This is a genomic window from Sphingobium anseongense (assembly GCF_037725245.1).
Classification (GTDB): Bacteria; Pseudomonadota; Alphaproteobacteria; order Sphingomonadales; family Sphingomonadaceae; genus Sphingobium.
The window spans coordinates 1-548 of sequence record NZ_JBBJUL010000038.1 but is presented as its reverse complement, the minus strand read 5'-3'; the positions used below and the strand labels follow the sequence as shown (position 1 = coordinate 548).

1 protein-coding gene is annotated in these 548 nt (G+C 63.9%); it reads left to right on the top strand.

All coding sequences use genetic code 11. The annotated features are described in order from the left end of the window. Positions 1 to 65: 65 nt before the first annotated feature. A partial coding sequence (locus WG908_RS16495) for an IS5 family transposase (protein ID WP_340187596.1) occupies positions 66 to 548 on the top strand: 483 nt, incomplete at its 3' end.

The window sequence follows — 548 nt, the reverse complement described above, 5'->3', positions numbered from 1 at the left end:
AGAGGCTGTTTGGAAAATCGGATTGAAGGATTTCCTTGCGGCATGAAGTCTGATTCAGGGCGCGGATGTGGACTGAAGCGAGCCGTGGCCGGATATCGAAGATCGAGCGCAAGACGAAGCGTTACCCGAGCGATTTGACCGATGAAGAGTGGGGGCGGATCGCACCGCTGATGCCCCGACCTGGGCGGCGCGGCCGCCCCCGCGAGGTGGATCTCCGGGAGGTGATCAACGCGGTGCGTTACCTCGTGCGCTCGGGTTGCGGCTGGCGGATGCTGCCCATCCACTTCGGCGCCTGGCAGACGGCCTACGGCTGGTTCCGCGAACTGTCTCGCCGCTTCCTGTTCCAGACGATCCACGACATCGAGTTGATGCTGGACCGCGAGCAGCAGGGTCGAGAGCAGAGCCCGAGCGCGGCGGTCATCGACAGCCAGTCGGTCAAGGCGCCATCGGCCGACGAGCGCGGCTTCGACGCCGCAAAGAAGATCGTCGGACGCAAGCGACATATCGCGGTCGATACCGACGGCCGGTTGCTTATGGTGAACCTCACG